This is a genomic window from Streptomyces nodosus, from assembly GCF_008704995.1.
Taxonomy (GTDB): Bacteria; Actinomycetota; Actinomycetes; order Streptomycetales; family Streptomycetaceae; genus Streptomyces; species Streptomyces nodosus.
The window spans coordinates 5537409-5552412 of record NZ_CP023747.1 but is presented as its reverse complement, the minus strand read 5'-3'; the positions used below and the strand labels follow the sequence as shown (position 1 = coordinate 5552412).

Annotated in this window: 14 protein-coding genes; 5 read left to right on the top strand and 9 right to left on the bottom strand. The window is 72.7% G+C overall.

The features are described 5' to 3' along the window. Positions 1-49 precede the first annotated feature (49 nt). The 4 genes from CP978_RS25035 to miaA all read right to left on the bottom strand — a co-directional run bounded on the left by CP978_RS25035 (position 50) and on the right by miaA (position 5175). The gene (locus CP978_RS25035) at positions 50-2221 is read right to left on the bottom strand and encodes a RelA/SpoT family protein (protein WP_043444500.1); all 2172 of its coding nucleotides are present in this window, start codon (positions 2219-2221) and stop codon (positions 50-52) included. 443 nt (positions 2222-2664) lie between these two features. Then, complete coding sequence (gene dapF / locus CP978_RS25030) at positions 2665-3534, bottom strand: diaminopimelate epimerase (RefSeq protein ID WP_043444497.1); 870 nt, start codon at positions 3532-3534, stop codon at positions 2665-2667. 105 nt (positions 3535-3639) lie between these two features. Then, positions 3640-4128: a hypothetical protein gene (locus tag CP978_RS25025; RefSeq protein ID WP_043444495.1), complete on the bottom strand. Its 489-nt coding sequence runs from the start codon at positions 4126-4128 to the stop codon at positions 3640-3642. A 108-nt stretch (positions 4129-4236) separates the two neighbouring features. Next, positions 4237-5175, bottom strand: coding sequence for a tRNA (adenosine(37)-N6)-dimethylallyltransferase MiaA (gene miaA / locus CP978_RS25020; protein WP_043444493.1), 939 nt, complete (start codon positions 5173-5175; stop codon positions 4237-4239). Between the two features lie 183 nt (positions 5176-5358). On the opposite strand from miaA, the gene CP978_RS25015 reads away from it, so the two are divergent. Further along, positions 5359-5559 carry a gliding motility protein gene (locus CP978_RS25015; RefSeq protein ID WP_227745438.1) on the top strand — a complete coding sequence of 67 codons (201 nt, stop codon included), beginning with the start codon at positions 5359-5361 and terminating at the stop codon, positions 5557-5559. A 25-nt stretch (positions 5560-5584) separates the two neighbouring features. Further along, complete coding sequence (locus CP978_RS25010; protein WP_043444486.1) at positions 5585-5827, top strand: antitoxin; 243 nt, start codon at positions 5585-5587, stop codon at positions 5825-5827. 154 nt (positions 5828-5981) lie between these two features. On the opposite strand, the gene CP978_RS25005 is transcribed toward CP978_RS25010, so the two are convergent. After that, positions 5982-6701, bottom strand: a complete 720-nt coding sequence (locus CP978_RS25005) for a class III extradiol dioxygenase subunit B-like domain-containing protein (protein WP_043444484.1) — start codon at positions 6699-6701, stop codon at positions 5982-5984. Between the two features lie 127 nt (positions 6702-6828). After that, complete coding sequence (gene miaB / locus CP978_RS25000) at positions 6829-8361, bottom strand: tRNA (N6-isopentenyl adenosine(37)-C2)-methylthiotransferase MiaB (protein WP_079162301.1); 1533 nt, start codon at positions 8359-8361, stop codon at positions 6829-6831. Positions 8362-8533: 172 nt separating this feature from the next. Between miaB and CP978_RS24995 the strand changes: the two genes are divergently transcribed. After that, complete coding sequence (locus tag CP978_RS24995; protein ID WP_311775029.1) at positions 8534-9535, top strand: LysR family transcriptional regulator; 1002 nt, start codon at positions 8534-8536, stop codon at positions 9533-9535. 110 nt (positions 9536-9645) lie between these two features. After that, positions 9646-9876: a hypothetical protein gene (locus CP978_RS24990; protein ID WP_043444481.1), complete on the top strand. Its 231-nt coding sequence runs from the start codon at positions 9646-9648 to the stop codon at positions 9874-9876. A 38-nt stretch (positions 9877-9914) separates the two neighbouring features. Here CP978_RS24990 and tatA read toward each other — a convergent pair whose 3' ends face one another. After that, positions 9915-10175, bottom strand: a complete 261-nt coding sequence (tatA, locus tag CP978_RS24985; protein ID WP_043449432.1) for a Sec-independent protein translocase subunit TatA — start codon at positions 10173-10175, stop codon at positions 9915-9917. A 121-nt stretch (positions 10176-10296) separates the two neighbouring features. On the opposite strand from tatA, the gene CP978_RS24980 reads away from it, so the two are divergent. Continuing rightward, complete coding sequence (locus tag CP978_RS24980) at positions 10297-11940, top strand: LCP family protein (RefSeq protein WP_043444478.1); 1644 nt, start codon at positions 10297-10299, stop codon at positions 11938-11940. Between the two features lie 27 nt (positions 11941-11967). On the opposite strand, the gene mgtA is transcribed toward CP978_RS24980, so the two are convergent. Both mgtA and CP978_RS24970 read right to left on the bottom strand, forming a co-directional pair. Then, complete coding sequence (gene mgtA, locus CP978_RS24975) at positions 11968-14553, bottom strand: magnesium-translocating P-type ATPase (protein ID WP_052454265.1); 2586 nt, start codon at positions 14551-14553, stop codon at positions 11968-11970. Beyond that, a complete protein-coding gene (locus CP978_RS24970; RefSeq protein WP_043444476.1) occupies positions 14543-14899 on the bottom strand; it encodes an ArsR/SmtB family transcription factor in 357 nt (118 codons plus the stop codon). Before CP978_RS24970 ends, mgtA begins: the two co-directional genes overlap by 11 nt. Between the last annotated feature and the right edge of the window lie 105 nt (positions 14900-15004).

The window sequence follows — 15004 nt, the reverse complement described above, 5'->3', positions numbered from 1 at the left end:
GCTCCGTCCGTCCGCCCTCATCGGGACGGCCGGGGCGGCTTCTCGGCGGTCAGTACGCCGCCGCGGGGTGCTGGGCGCGGTTGACGTCGTACACGCCGGGCACATTGCGCATGGCGCGCATCAGAGCCGGCAGCCGGGCCGCGTCCGGGAGTTGGAGCGTGTAGGTGTGGCGGACCCGCTGCTGGCTGGGCGGTTCGACGGTGGCGGAGACGATGGCGACGCCCTGCAGCGCGATGGCCTCGGTGAGGTCCGCGAGCAGATGGGGGCGTCCGAAGGACTCGGCGACGAGGGTGACCCGGCATTCGGTGGTGTCGCCCCAGCGCACGCCGACCTCCGTGCGCCCGGCGCTCTTCATGCGCGCCGCTCCGGAGCATTGGACGCGATGGATGGTCACCGCGCCTCCGCGCACGGCGAATCCGGTGATCTCGTCGGGGGGTACGGGGGTGCAGCAGCCCGCCAGGCGTACGGAGGCCCCGGGCAGGTCGACGACGGCGTCGGCGGTGCGCGCGCCGGGCGCGTCCGGGGTGGGGCGCGCGGGCGGGCGGGCGGTGGAGCCGAGCGCGCCGGTGTCCGGGGACGCCTGGGCGCCCGGCCGTGCGGTGCCCGGTTCCGGCGTGCCGTCGGAGGGCTCCCCCGGCGCGGGAGGGGTCGCCAGCCGGCGCTGGATGGCGATCCGGGCGGCGGGGGTGTGGGCGTGCTCCAGCCATTCCCGGGAGGGCTCGGAGGCCGGGTCCTGGCCCATCAGGAGCTGCACGGTGTCGCCGTCCCTGAGGACCGTGCTCAGCGTCGCGAGCCGGCCGTTGACGCGGGCGCCGATGCAGGCATGGGCGTCCTCCCCGTACTGGGCGTACGCGGCGTCCACGCAACTCGCGCCCTCGGGGAGCCCCAGTGCGCCCCCGTCGGGGCGGAACACGGTGATCTCCCGGTCCTGGGCGAGGTCTTCACGCAGCGTCGACCAGAAGATGTCGGCGTCCGGGGCGGCCTCCTGCCACTCCAGCAGCCGGGAGAGCCAGCCCGGGCGGGTGGGGTCGGCACGCTCGCCCTCGGCCGGGTCGTCGGACCCGGGGGCGTAGGGGTTGCCGAGCGCGATCACCCCCGCCTCGGCGACCTTGTGCATCTGGTGGGTGCGGATGAGGACTTCGGCGATCTCCCCGTCCTCGCGTGCGACCGCGGTGTGCAGCGACTGGTACAGGTTGAACTTGGGAACGGCGATGAAGTCCTTGAACTCCGAGATCACCGGGGTCATACAGGTGTGCAGTTCGCCGAGGACCCCGTAGCAGTCGGCGTCCTCGTTCACCAGCACCAGGAGCCGGCCGAAGTCGGCGCCGCGCAGCCGGCCGCGTTTGCGGGAGATGCGGTGGACGGAGACGAAGTGGCGTGGCCTTATGAGGACTTCGGACGGGATACCGGCCTCGCGCAGCACCGCCCGCGTCTGTTCGGCCATCTCGGCGAGGGGATCGTCGCGCTGCGCCGCGTTCTCGGCGATCAGTTCCCGGGTGTGCTTGTACTCCTCGGGGTGCAGGATCGCGAAGACCAGGTCCTCGAGTTCCGTCTTGAGGGCCTGGACGCCGAGGCGCTCGGCGAGCGGGATCAGCACGTCCCGGGTGACCTTGGCGATGCGTTCCTGCTTCTCCCGGCGCATCACGCTCAGGGTGCGCATGTTGTGCAGCCGGTCGGCGAGTTTGATGGACATCACCCGGACGTCGCTGCCGGTGGCGACGAGCATCTTGCGGAAGGTCTCGGGCTCGGCCGCCGCGCCGTAGTCGACCTTCTCCAGCTTGGTGACGCCGTCGACGAGATAGCGCACCTCCTCGCCGAACTGCTCCCTCACCTGATCGAGCGTCACATCGGTGTCCTCGACGGTGTCGTGCAGCAGGGACGCGGTCAAGGTGGTGGTCTCGGCGCCGAGTTCGGCGAGGATCAGGGTCACGGCCAGCGGGTGGGTGATGTACGGCTCACCGCTCTTGCGCATCTGCCCGCGGTGCGAGGACTCGGCCAACAGATAGGCGCGGCGCAGGGGTTCGAGGTCGGCGTCGGGGTGGTGGGCGCGGTGCGCCTCGGCGACATGGCCGATGGCGTCGGGCAGCCGGTCACGGGCGGCGGTACCGAGCAGTGCCGCCCGGCCCAGGCGGAGCAGGTCGATCCGGGGGCGGCTCTTTCTGCGGTGCGTCCCCGGTGTCGAGGGGACGGGCGTGGCAGGGTTCGTGGCCTCCGCACTCATTGGGCACCTCCGGCTCCATGGACCGGCGGACGAGGGGTGCCCCATGGCGTACACGGCGCAGATGAGGGCGCCGGTCCCCCGTCCGGGCCGGTGCTTGATGCTACCGACCCCATCACGCGCACCAGACCGGCTCTCGTCGAGCGTGAAACGGATCACCCATTCGAGCGACGGTCCACGGGTTTACGCTTTTGCGCCACGGGAAGAGGCAGCCGCCGTTGATTGATGCCTCCCCCTCCGCCTCTGAGCTGCGAATCACAGCGTCCGGCCCGCTCCGATCAGTGATACGGAGCCGGTCCTCCGCGCGGCCGATGACGCTTTCCGGCCAGGTGGCGCCACCTGGCCCTGACGAGTGTCAGGGTCCACGTGCCCCCATGTGCATCGGCGCGCCGCCCGTTCGCCCCCAAGGAGGGGCCGGGCGGCGGGAGTTCACCGGCCGTCGTGGATCAGCGGAGCGCGGTCGCGAGCCACTCGGGGTCGATCTCGCCCTCGGCCACGATCACCGCGGGTCCGGTCATCTCGATCTCGCCGTCCGGGTGCTCGGTGATCACCAGGGTGCCGCCGGGCACGTCCACCGTGTAGGTCGCCGGAACGCCCGTCAGGGCCGGGTCGGCGCCGTCCCGGCGGGCGGTGGCGACGGCCACCGCGCAGGCGCCCGTGCCGCAGGAGCGGGTCTCGCCGGAGCCGCGCTCATGGACCCGCATCGCCACATGCCGGGGGGACCGCTCGACCACGAACTCGACGTTCACGCCGTCCGGGTAGACCGAGGCGGGGCTGAACGGGGGCGGGGTGAACAGGTTGCCCGCGTGGGCGAGGTCGTCGACGAAGGCGACCGCGTGCGGGTTTCCCATGTTCACATTGCGGGCGGGCCAGCTGCGTTCGCCGACGCTCACCGTGACCTCCGCCTCGGGGAGCAGAGCCTTGCCCATGCCGACGGTGATGTCTCCGTTCCCGGCGATGTACACGGTCTTCACTCCCCCGCGGGTGGCGACCGCGAGATCTCCCGCCGTCGTATGACCGGCGCGCTGGAGGTAGTGCGCGAAGACCCGCACGCCGTTCCCGCACATCTCCGCGATCGAGCCGTCCGCGTTGCGGTAGTCCATGAACCATTCGGCCCGGCCGGCCATCGCCCGGGCCTCGGGGTGCGCGGCGGACCGCACCACATGCAGCAGTCCGTCCCCGCCGATGCCCGCACGGCGGTCGCACAGGGCGGCGACGGCGGCCGGGGGCAGGTCGATGACGTTCTCGGGGTCCGGGACGATCACAAAGTCGTTCTCGGTGCCATGACCCTTGAGGAAGGCGATCCGCTGGCTCATTCCTCGATCGTACGGGGTCGGCCCGGCCCCGGGAGCGCCGGTCCGGCGCCTCTCCGGGCAACAGTCCGGCATCCGGGAGCGGGTCCTGCCGACGGACCCCAGGCCTCAGCGCAGCCGGGCCACGCGCCACACGGCCAGCACCACCACCGCGGCCACCACCACGGCGTAGCCGAGCACCACACGCCAGTCCGCGCGCCGTCCGGAGCCCCGCTGCGGCAGCCCCGGCCAGGTGTGGCCGACCCGGCGCGCGGCCATCATGCCCCAGCCGGCCGCGCAGGAGCAGATCAGCAGACCGAGCATCGCGACGACCGCGCCGCCGTCACCGAACTCGAAGGCCAGCGGGAAAGCGAACATCAGGGAGCCGACGGCCGCCAGCGCCACGATGGGGGCGAGCTGCCAGATCCTCAGCCGGCGCTGCGGGCGCAGCTCGACCTCGACCTCGGGCCCGGCGGTCAGCTCGTCCGGATCGGGCCCGTCGGCGGTCACGCCGCCAGGGGACTCCTCGTCAGGACCGTCGGAACTGAGTCCCTGGTCCCCGCCCTCAGCGGTGTCGTACTCCGCGCCTGGTGCGGTGTCACGAGGGCCGGCCTCCATCGCCACGCGCCCTCCCCACTCGGACTCCACTTGGTCGATCGCAGCTCGATGATGGCATGCCGCCGAAGGCGTCGATGACGGGCGGAGCGTCCCGATGCCATCACGTGATCAGGCTGTGACCGGTCGTTCGACCAACGCCAGTGCGAGGCCCGGAAGTTCCCCGCGGTCGGCCTCGGCGCCGCTGAGCCAGTGCACCCGCGGGTCCCGGCGGAACCAGGAGTCCTGACGCCGTGCGAAGCGTTTGGTGGCGCGCACCGTCTCGGTGCGCGCCTCCTCCAGCGTGCACTCGCCCGCCAGTGCCGCGAGCACCTGCTGGTACCCGAGCGCACGCGATGCCGTGCGCCCCTCGCGCAGTCCGCGCGCCTCCAGCGCGCGCACCTCGTCCACCAGCCCCGCCTCCCACATCCGGTCCACCCGGCGCGCGATGCGGTCGTCGAGCTCGGGGCGCGCCACGTCGACCCCGATCTGCACGGTGTCGTAGACGGAGTCATGACCCGGGAGATTGGCGGTGAAAGGCCGGCCGGTGATCTCGATGACCTCCAGGGCCCGGACGATACGGCGGCCGTTGCCGGGCAGGATCGCCTGCGCCGCCTCGGGATCGGCCGCCGCCAGGCGTGCGTGCAGCGCGCCCGAGCCGTGTGCCGCCAGCTCCTCCTCGAGCCGGGCGCGCACCTCGGGGTCGGTCCCGGGGAACTCCAGATGGTCGACCGCGCCGCGCACATAGAGGCCGGAGCCGCCCACGAGGACGGGCCAGCGGCCCTCGGCGAGCAGCGCGTCGATCCGGGCGCGGGCGAGGCGCTGGTACTCGGCGACGGAGGCGGTCACCGTCACCTCCCAGACGTCCAGCAGATGGTGCGGGACATCACCGCGCTCCTCGAGTGTCAACTTGGCGGTACCGATGTCCATCCCGCGGTAGAGCTGCATGGAATCGGCGTTGACCACCTCGCCACCAAGGCGCTGGGCCAGGAAGACCCCCAGATCGGACTTTCCGGCCGCGGTGGGCCCGACGACGGCGATGACCCGCGGAGCGGGAGCTGCACTACTCACGGCGACAGTCTCCCAAACCGCCGGACGACACCTCGAAGGGCCATGGAACACCCGGGGCACACACGACGCGGCGGGCAGACGCTCCCGAGCCACGCGACATTTCGTCCGTACGGGTAATGTAAGGAGGTGATATGGGCGTTTATGCACGGTTTTTTCCGGAGGTCGAGGACGACGGAGGAGGCGTTGTCCGCGGAGGCGGTAGCCACGCGGACGACGGCACCGGCCGAGCCGGAGGCGGCGGACGGGGCGAAGGACACGCCCGAGGCCGGGCCGGGGGCCGCGAAGGCGGAACCCCCACGGCCCGTCGGAGGCATCGGGATCCCCGAGCAGCCGTCCGCCGACCGGACCGCCGACAGCGAGGCCGATGCGGGCGCCCGCACATAACTCCCCCGGCGAGGGAAGGTGGATCATGGGTCTCGTGGACAACCTGAAAGCCAAGGTCACGGAGTTCGCACAGCAGCACGAGGGGACGGTCGACCGTGGCCTCGAAAAGGCCGCCAAGATGATCGACGACAGAACCAAGGGCAAGTACAGCGACAAGATCCACACCGGTACGGACAAGGCGAAGGTCGCGGTGGAGCGCATCGCGCACCGGGACGACGGCCCGGGGGGCGGCGGAGGGACCACACCGCAGCCGCCCATGGCCTCCTGATCACGAGGCCCGATACCGGAGGACACCTCGGCGCACGGCCGTGGGGCACGGGCTTCACGGCCGTCCGCACGACGTCGGCGTCGGCCCGGGCGCCCCGTTCACGGGGGCGCCGGCATCGGCGGCGCGACGGCCCGTTCGGGCGGCCCCCGGCGTGCTACGACCAGGTGGCCACCAGGTACCCCACCCCGTAGGGCGCGTCCTCGTACAGGAGGGCGCCCGACAGTCCGGCACCCTCGGCCGCGCCCGCGAGGATCTGCCACGGGGCCCGGCCGCGGGCCTGGAGTTCACGCGCGAGTACGGCGTCCAGCGAGGCGAGGGCCGGCAGGTCCACCGCCCCGAGCGCACGCGCGACCTCCGCGTCGAATCCGGCTGCGCGCTCGTCCAGATACCCCGGCGCCTTGAGCGTGCGGCACGCACTGGCGTCCCCCATGACCAGCAGGGCCGTGCGGGCCTCCCGCCCGGCAAGCTCCGCGCCCAGTTCGGCGCACCTCTCCGGTGCGAGGGACTCCGTCACGCCGAGCCCCTCGACGGGCGCGTCCGCCCAGCCCCTGCTCTCCAGCAGCCAGGCGGCCACGGCGAGCGAGGGCGGCAGCTCGGGCCCGGCCGCGTCCGGTTGCGTCCCGACGGTGCCCAGTCGTACGTCGAGAGCCACACCGAAGCGGCGGAAGGACCCGCGCGCGCCTTCGGGATACGAGCCGTGCCCGTTCTCCTCGGCGGGACCGACGATCACCAGCCGGTCCGGACGGGCGGCGGCGAGGGCGCCCAGCGCATCCGCACAGGCGGCGCGGGCGTCGTCCAGCTCGGGTGCGGCACCCGCGGCGACCTCGGGCACCAGCAGCGGCGGACAGGGGCAGACGGCGGCGGCGACAAGCATGATCCGCAGAGTAGCCCCGCCCGGAATCCCGCTACGCCGCCCCCTCCGTACGCGCAGCGCGAAGCGCGGGGCGCCGGGACCCGAAGGCACCCGGCGCCCCGCGCGACGTATGCCGGTGGCGGGGACGTCAGTCGCAGCCGCAGGCGCCGGCGGTGGCCGCGGGCAGGGGTTCGGGGACGCCGATCTTCGGCAGGCCCAGCATCACACCGGCCGGCTGTGCGGCCCGGGCGGCGGTCCGCTTCTCCCAGGCGTCGCCCGCGCGGGTGCGGCGCACGCCCAGCACGGCGCCCTCGGCGAGCAGGTGGTGCGGGGCGGCATAGGTGACCTCGACCGTCACCACATCGCCCGGGCGGACCTCCTCGTCGGGCTTGGTGAAGTGGACGAGACGGTTGTCGGGGGCGCGCCCGGAGAGACGGTGGGTGGCGCCGTCCTTGCGGCCCTCGCCCTCGGCGACCATCAGCTCCAGGGTGCGGCCGACCTGCTTCTTGTTCTCCTCCCAGGAGATCTCCTCCTGGAGGGCGACCAGGCGCTCGTAGCGCGCCTGCACGACCTCCTTGGGGATCTGGTCGTCCATGGTGGCGGCGGGGGTGCCGGGCCGCTTGGAGTACTGGAAGGTGAAGGCCTGGGTGAACCGGGCCTCGCGCACCACGTGCAGGGTCTGCTCGAAGTCCTCCTCGGTCTCGCCGGGGAAGCCCACGATGATGTCCGTGGTGATCGCCGCGTGCGGGATGGCGGCCCGCACCTTCTCGATGATCCCCAGATAGCGCTCCTGCCGGTACGAGCGGCGCATCGCCTTGAGGACCGTGTCAGAGCCGGACTGCAGCGGCATGTGCAGCTGCGGCATCACATTCGGCGTCTCGGCCATGGCCGCGATGACATCGTCGGTGAAGTCACGCGGGTGCGGCGAGGTGAAGCGGACCCGCTCCAGGCCCTCGACCTTCCCGCAGGCGCGCAGCAGCTTGCTGAAGGCCTCGCGGTCGCCGATGTCGGAGCCGTACGCGTTGACGTTCTGACCGAGCAGCGTGATCTCGGAGACGCCCTCGGCGACCAGCGCCTCCACCTCGGCCAGGATGTCGCCGGGACGGCGGTCCTTCTCCTTGCCGCGCAGGGCAGGGACGATACAGAAGGTGCAGGTGTTGTTACAGCCGACCGAGATCGACACCCAGGCCGCGTAGGCGCTCTCGCGCCGCGTCGGCAGCGTCGACGGGAAGGCCTCCAGGGACTCGGCGATCTCGACCTGCGCCTCCTCCTGCACGCGGGCGCGTTCCAGCAGGACGGGCAGCTTGCCGATGTTGTGGGTGCCGAAGACGACATCCACCCAGGGCGCCTTCTTCACGATGGTGTCGCGGTCCTTCTGCGCCAGACAGCCGCCGACCGCGATCTGCATACCGGGCCGGGTGGCCTTCCTCGGTGCGAGGCGGCCGAGGTTGCCGTAAAGCCGGTTGTCGGCGTTCTCCCGGACAGCGCAGGTGTTGAAGACGACCACATCGGCGTCGCCGTCGGACCCCTCGGGTGCGCGTACGTACCCCGCCTCCTCGAGCAGCCCGGACAATCGCTCGGAATCGTGGACGTTCATCTGGCACCCGTAGGTGCGGATCTCGTAGCTTCGAGTAACGCCCACTTCATCCACCGCTTTGGCCCGGTCACTGCTGCTGGTCATGGCTCAAGGGTAAGGGCGTGCGACAGCACCCCTTCCAGGGTGCCGAGGGTTCGTCTCCCGGTACCGGGCCGCCGGTACGTCTACGGCACGGTGCCGACGACCGCGGTGACCGCGGACAGCAGGGCCAGCCAGGCCGGGGGACCAGGGCCGGCAGGGCGTCACCGGAGCGCCGGTGCGCGCTCACCGCGCCGACGAGCAGCAGCACCAGCCCGAGGGCCGCGGCCGTGCCGAGCGGCACCCGAGCCGGCCCCGCGATAATTCCGGTATGGAGCTGCGCCAGCTGGAGTACTTCGTCGCTGTGGCGGAGGAGCTGAGCTTCACACGCGCCGCGGAACGGCTGCATGTGGTGCAGTCGGCCGTCTCCGCGGCGATCCGTTCGCTGGAGCGGGAGTTGGGCCCGGCCCTCTTCGAGCGCTCCTCGCAGCGCGTCGCCCTCACCACCGCGGGCGCCGCACTGCTGCCCGAGGCCCGCGCCACCCTGGACGCGGCCCGGACCGCGCGCGAGGCGGCGCAGCTCAGCGAGGGCCGGCTGCGGGGCACGGTGCAGATCGGCACGCTGAGTTCGGTCGTCCGGCCCGATCTCCCGGGACTCCTGGGACGGTTCCACCGGCTCCACCCGGCGGTGTCGCTGCGGCTCGCGGTGTCCCCCCGCGGCTCGGCCGGCCTCGTCGAGGGACTCCTCGCGGGCAGTCTCGACCTGGCCTTCGTCTCACTGCCCGGCGGTCCCCCGGCCGGGCTGCGCGTGCGCGACCTCTACAGCACACCGATGGCGCTGCTGGTCCCGGCCGAGCATCCCCTGGCGGAGGCGGACGGTCCGCGTGAGCTGACGGAACTGGCCGCCGAGCAGTTCGTCGACACCCCCGTCGGCTACGGCAACCGGGAGGTGGTGGACCGCGCCTTCGCCCGCGCCGGGCTGCGGCGGCAGGTGGTGCTGGAGGCGACCGACGTCGGCACCGTCGCCTCGTATGTGCGCGCCGGGCTCGGCATCGCCTTCCTGCACGACATCACGGCCGATGTGGACGGGGCGGGGCTGGCCGTGCTGCCGCTGGCGGAGCCGAGCCTGCGGTGGACGCTGTCCGTCGCCGTCTCCGCGACCCGCCGCCCGAGCGCCCCGCTCCGGGCGCTGCTCGACGTCCTGGACGACGCCATGCCCTCCGAACCTGCGGGGACCTGAGGATCTGCCCGCGGGATCTCCGCCCGGTCGGCCGGTGACCGGCCCGCCCGCCTGGGCACGTGGCACAACTCACAATCACTTCAACAATTGCGCAACTATAAAGTTCTGCCATGGATCTTCAAGTCGCGACGAAGTGGGAGACGGCGGTCCTCGCAGGAGGGCCGGCCGACGGCCTGCGCATGCAGGTCGCCGACCGGCCCTCGGTACTGCAGGTGACCGTCCCTTGTCGGACCGATGGCCCGACAGGAGAGGTACGAGTGGAGGCTCTTTACATCTACCGGCGCCAACTCGGCGTGCACAGCGAGCCGCTGAGCTACGGCTACGACAGCGCCAGCCCCTGACGGACACCGGCCGTCACACCGGCCCCCGACGGCGCGCCTCAGCGGGCGCCGGCCGGGGGCTCCGCGACGGAGGCCTCCGCTGAGGTCCGGACGACCGACGGTGTCACGACGGCGGACTCGGAGGCGGCGCTCACGGACGGCGCGTTCTCGTCCTTCATCGCTTTCGCCTCGCTCTTGAGGATGCGCATCGACTTGCCGAGCGCCCGAGCGGTCTCGGGGAGTTTCTTGGAACCGAACACCAAGATGACGACGATCGCCACGATCAGCAGATGCCAGGGCTCAAGTCCGTTTCGGAGCATGACCGCGCCCACCCTTCCTCGCTCGGCCGAGGGCGCCTACCGCCGCTCGCCCTCCCATTGATGATTGCTACATTGCGCAACTGTACAACCATCGAGCGGGATCGGACCGGATGGGGCGCCGATGAGCATCACCAGCAGCCGACGCACGACATCAACGCGCCGTCGGGACGGCACGAGGGACGACGAGGGCGACGGCTCCCGGCGCCAAGGAGACACGGGGGACGGCGAGGGCGAGCGCTCCCGGCGCCGGCGGGGCGGGCAGGAGGGCGGGGCCGGCGGCTCCCGCAGGGGCGGCCGTGACCGCAGACGCAAGCGCGGCGGCCGGGGGCGGACGGTGCTGGCCCTCTGCCTCTCACTGCTGGTGCTGGTGGTGGCCGGAGCCGGCTGGCTCTATATGCGGCTGAACGGCGACATCAACACCTTCGATGCCGGGGGCCTCTCCGACAACCGGCCCGCCGCGGGATCGTCCAAGGGCGAGAACGTCCTCGTCATCGGCTCGGACGCACGCACCGGGGGCAACAGCGCGCTCGGCGGCGGCGACCAGAACGACATCGGCCGCTCCGACACCGCGTTCCTGCTGCACATATACGCCGACCATCAGCACGCGGTCGCCGTCTCCATCCCGCGCGACACCCTGGTCACCATCCCGCCGTGCAAGCTCCCCGACGGCAGCTGGACCGAGACGCAGACCGACAAGATGTTCAATGCGGCGTACTCGGTCGGGGGGACCACCGAGGGCAATCCGGCCTGCACCCAGAACACGGTCGAGAATCTGACCGGAATGCGCGTCGACCACACCGTGGTCGTCGACTTCAAGGGCTTCGCGGCCCTCACCCGGGTGGTCGGCGGAGTGGAGGTGTGTCTGCCGAACGACATCTATCAGCGGGACCTCAACCCCAACCGCACCGTCCGCGGGAAAATGCTGTTCGCCAAGGGCCCCCAGAAGGTCTCGGGGCAGCAGGCCCTGGACTATGTGCGCATCCGGCACGGCATCGGCGACGGTTCCGACATCGGCCGCATAAAGCGCCAGCAGGCGTTTGTGTCGAGCCTGCTGACGAAGGTCAAGAGCAACGGCCTGACCCCGACCAAGCTGTTCCCGCTGGCGGACGCCGCCACCAAGTCCCTGACCGTCGACCCCGGTCTCGGCTCCGCCGACAAGCTGATCTCCTTCGCGATGTCGATGAAGGACATCGATCTGCACAACACCAAGTTCATCACCATCCCGTGGCGCTACCAGGGCGAGCGCATCGCGATCGTCGAGCCCGACGCCGATGCCCTGTGGGCCGCGCTCAGGGCGGACCGCACGCTCGACGGCAAGGACGCGAGCGGCAGGAAGAACGCCGGCGCGCAGCCCTCCGCGTCCGCCGCGCCGGACCCCGCCGCCACGGTCTCCGGTGCCGGGCTGAGCGTCGCCGTCTACAACGGCACCACGGTCACCGGGCTGGCCGGGCACGCCGCGAGCGTCCTCACCGCGCACGGCTTCACGGTGACCGGCACCGACACCGCCCGCTCCCAGGACCACCCGGACACCCGCGTCGAGTACGGGCCCGGCCAGGAGGCGACGGCACGCACCGTCGCACTCCTGTTCCCCGGTGCGCAGTTGGCGTCCGTGACGGCGCCGGGGGTCAGTGTGGTGCTCGGCCAGGACTACGCCGACTCGCCGGCGGCCAAGGCCTCCGCCCCACCGGTCCCGGTCCCGAGCAGCGTCGCCGACAGCGCCCGTTCCGCCGACGACAACCCCTGCTCGGACCTCAGCTACGGCTGAACCGGACGCAACCCGTCGTGACCGTGTCTACGGCCGGGTCGGGCGAGGGCCCTCACGGTCCTCGCCCGACCGCCGTTCGAAGCGCGCCCGCAGCGCCCACAGCGCGACCGCGTACAGCGGGAGGACGGCGGCCACCAGCAGGTAGTACATCGTCGGGAGGGCGGACAGACCGACGAGGGCGCCGAGCGGGGTGAGAGGCAGAAAGAGCCCGACGGCGGCAAGGACGCCCGCGGCCCGTCCGACCGGGCCCGGGGCGCGGCCCTCGGCGACCGCGCGGCCGGACCGCAGCAGCACCATGACCAGGGCCTGGGTGAGCAGGTTCTCGGTGAACCAGGCGGAGTGGAAGACCGCCTCGTCGTCGAGCGTGTCGGGGCCGTACAGCGCGACCGCGAGAACGCCGAAGGTGGCGAGGTCGGCGATCGCGTTGACCAGGCCGAAGCCGGTGATGAAGCGCAGGAAGGCGGGCGGGCGCAGCGCGGTGGGGCGCATCAGCACCCGGCGCGCGGGGCGGTCGTGGGCGAAGGCGAGCTGGGCCATGTCGAAGCACAGGTTCTGGGTGAGGACCTGGGCCGGGAGCATCGGGAGGAAGGGCAGCAGCAGGCCCGCGGCGAGCATCGCCACGACGTTGCCGAGGTTGGAGGAGAGCGTCACCCGGAGATAGGTGGCGATGTTGCCGCTGCTGTGGCGTCCGGCGGTGACCGCGTGGTCGATCGCGGTGAGGTCCTTGTGCGCCAGGACGACGTCCGCGCTCTCCCGGGCCACCTCGACGGCCTCGCGCGGGGCGATGCCCACATCGGCGGCGCGCAGCGCGGGCACGTCGTTGAGGCCGTCACCGAGGAAGCCGACGGTGTGCCCGGCCGCACGCAGTCCGGCGACGATCCGCGCCTTGTCCTCGGGGGTGCAGCGGGCTACGACCGTCGCGGAGAGCTCGTCCGGGGCGCCCGCGGTACGCACCTCACCGGGGTCAAGGCCGAGGTCGCGGCAGGCGCGGGCCGCGGTGCCGGGGTGGTCGCCGGTGAGGATCCGTACGGCGACGCCACAGGCGGCGAGGTCGCCCAGGGCCTGTCCGGCGGTCGGGGCGAGGGCGTCGTGGAAGGCGACGAAGCCCCGGAAGGTCAGTCCGCGCTCGTCGGCGGGGGTGTAGGCGCGGGTGCGGACGTCGCGGTCGGCGGTGGCGACGGCGAGCAGCCTCAGCCCCTGGTCCGCCTGATGCGCGGCCCGTGCGCGCAGCCGTTCCCGCTCCTCGGGCTCCAGTTCGCAGCGCTCCAGCACCGCCTCGGGGGCGCCCCTGACGAGGAGGGTGTGGCTGCCGAGCCGACCGCGGACGACGGCGGTGGCGAGCCGGCGCACCGGGTCGAAGGGCAGGGCGGCCACGCCCTCGTACGCCTCCCAGGCCCCGTCGGCCGCGTCCAGCAGCGCCTCGTCGAGGGCGTCCGCGGTCGGCAGATCGGCGAGCTGGAGGGTCCACCAGGCGCCCGCGGCGGCCCAGCGCAGGACGTCGGGCGCGTCCTCGCCGTCGCCGTCCAGGGCCCGTGCCACGACGGGCCGGTCCTGGGTGAGGGTGCCCGTCTTGTCGATGCACAGCACATCGACGGCGCCGAGGTCGTGCAGGGCGGGCAGGCGTTTGACGATCACACCGTGGGTGCGGGCGAGGAAGGCGGCTCCGCGGGCCAGACAGGTGGTGACGATGACCGGCAGCATCTCGGGGGTGAGACCGACGGCTACCGCGACGGCGAAGGGGAGCGTCTCCAGACCCCGGCCGCGCAGCGCCGCGTTGGCCGTGAGGACCAGCGGCGGGGTGAGCAGCATGAACCGGATCAGCACCCAGGAGATGCCGTGCACGGACCGGTCGAAGGAGCTGGCCCCCCGCCGGACGCCGGTGCCGTGGGCCCGGGCGAACCGGGTCCGGGCTCCCGTCTCCAGGACGACCGCGGTGGCGCTGCCGGAGGCGACGCTGCTGCCCTGGAAACAGAGATGCGGCTCGGCGAAGGGCCCGGCCCCGGACTCCACGGGGGTGTCCTGCGCGTACTTCGCCACGGGCGCCGACTCACCGGTCAGGGCCGCCTGGTGCACGGTCAGACCGCTCGCGTGCAGCAGTCGTACATCGGCCGGCACCAGGTCGCCGGGAGCGAGCCGGATCACATCGCCCGGCACCAGTTCGGCGGCGGGCGTCTCCCGCTCCCGCGGCGGCCGGTCCGGGTCCGTACGGCGCACCGCGGTCGTCGTGGTGGCGACGAGTTCGCGCAGCGCGGCCATCGAGCGGTCGGCCCGGTGTTCGCCGCCGGCCCGCAGCACGCAGCTGACCACGACGAGGGAGAGGATCACCCCTGCGGTGCCCCAGGCGGAGACGGTCGCCGAGACCAGCCCGAGGCAGAGCAGCACGGTGGTGAAGGGATCACGCAGACCGCGTACGAAGAGCCGGGCCCAGGAGGGCGTACGGGCCTCGGGGAGCACATTCTCCCCGAGGTCCGCGAGGCGCGCCTCCGCCTCCGCGTCGGTGAGTCCGCGCGGACTGCTCTCCACCCGCCGCAGCTCCTGGAGGAGGGTGGGTCCGGCCACGCCTGCCTCCGGCGACCGCGGGGTCGCCGAGGGTGGGGCCGTCTCAGAGGCCACGGAGCCGGGGCGCCGGGGCCCGGTTCTGCTCGGCGCGGTCGGTGAGCTGGCCCACCATCAGACGCACCACGGTCACGATGTCCGTGTCGTCGACGAAGTACACCTGGCGGCGGCCCTCGCGGCGGGAGCGGACCAGACCGGCGAGCTTGAGCTTGGTCAGATGCTGGCTCACGGCGGGCAGTGCGCCCCCGACCCGCTCGGCGAGTCCGGTGACATCGCTCTCACCCTGCGCCAGCGCCCAGACGATGTGCAGTCGCGCGGACGAGGCCAGCAGCCCGAACGCGGCGGCGGCCTCCGCCAGCACCTCGACGGACGGGTCCTCGAAATCACCGCCGTCTGCCGCCACCGTCGTCCTCCTTGCACCCCGTGTCCGTCCTGCGAGCCGTCCCAGTCTAGGCGGCCCCGCCCACCGGCCCCGTGGGCCGTACGGACGGAGGCCGCCGCGCGCCCC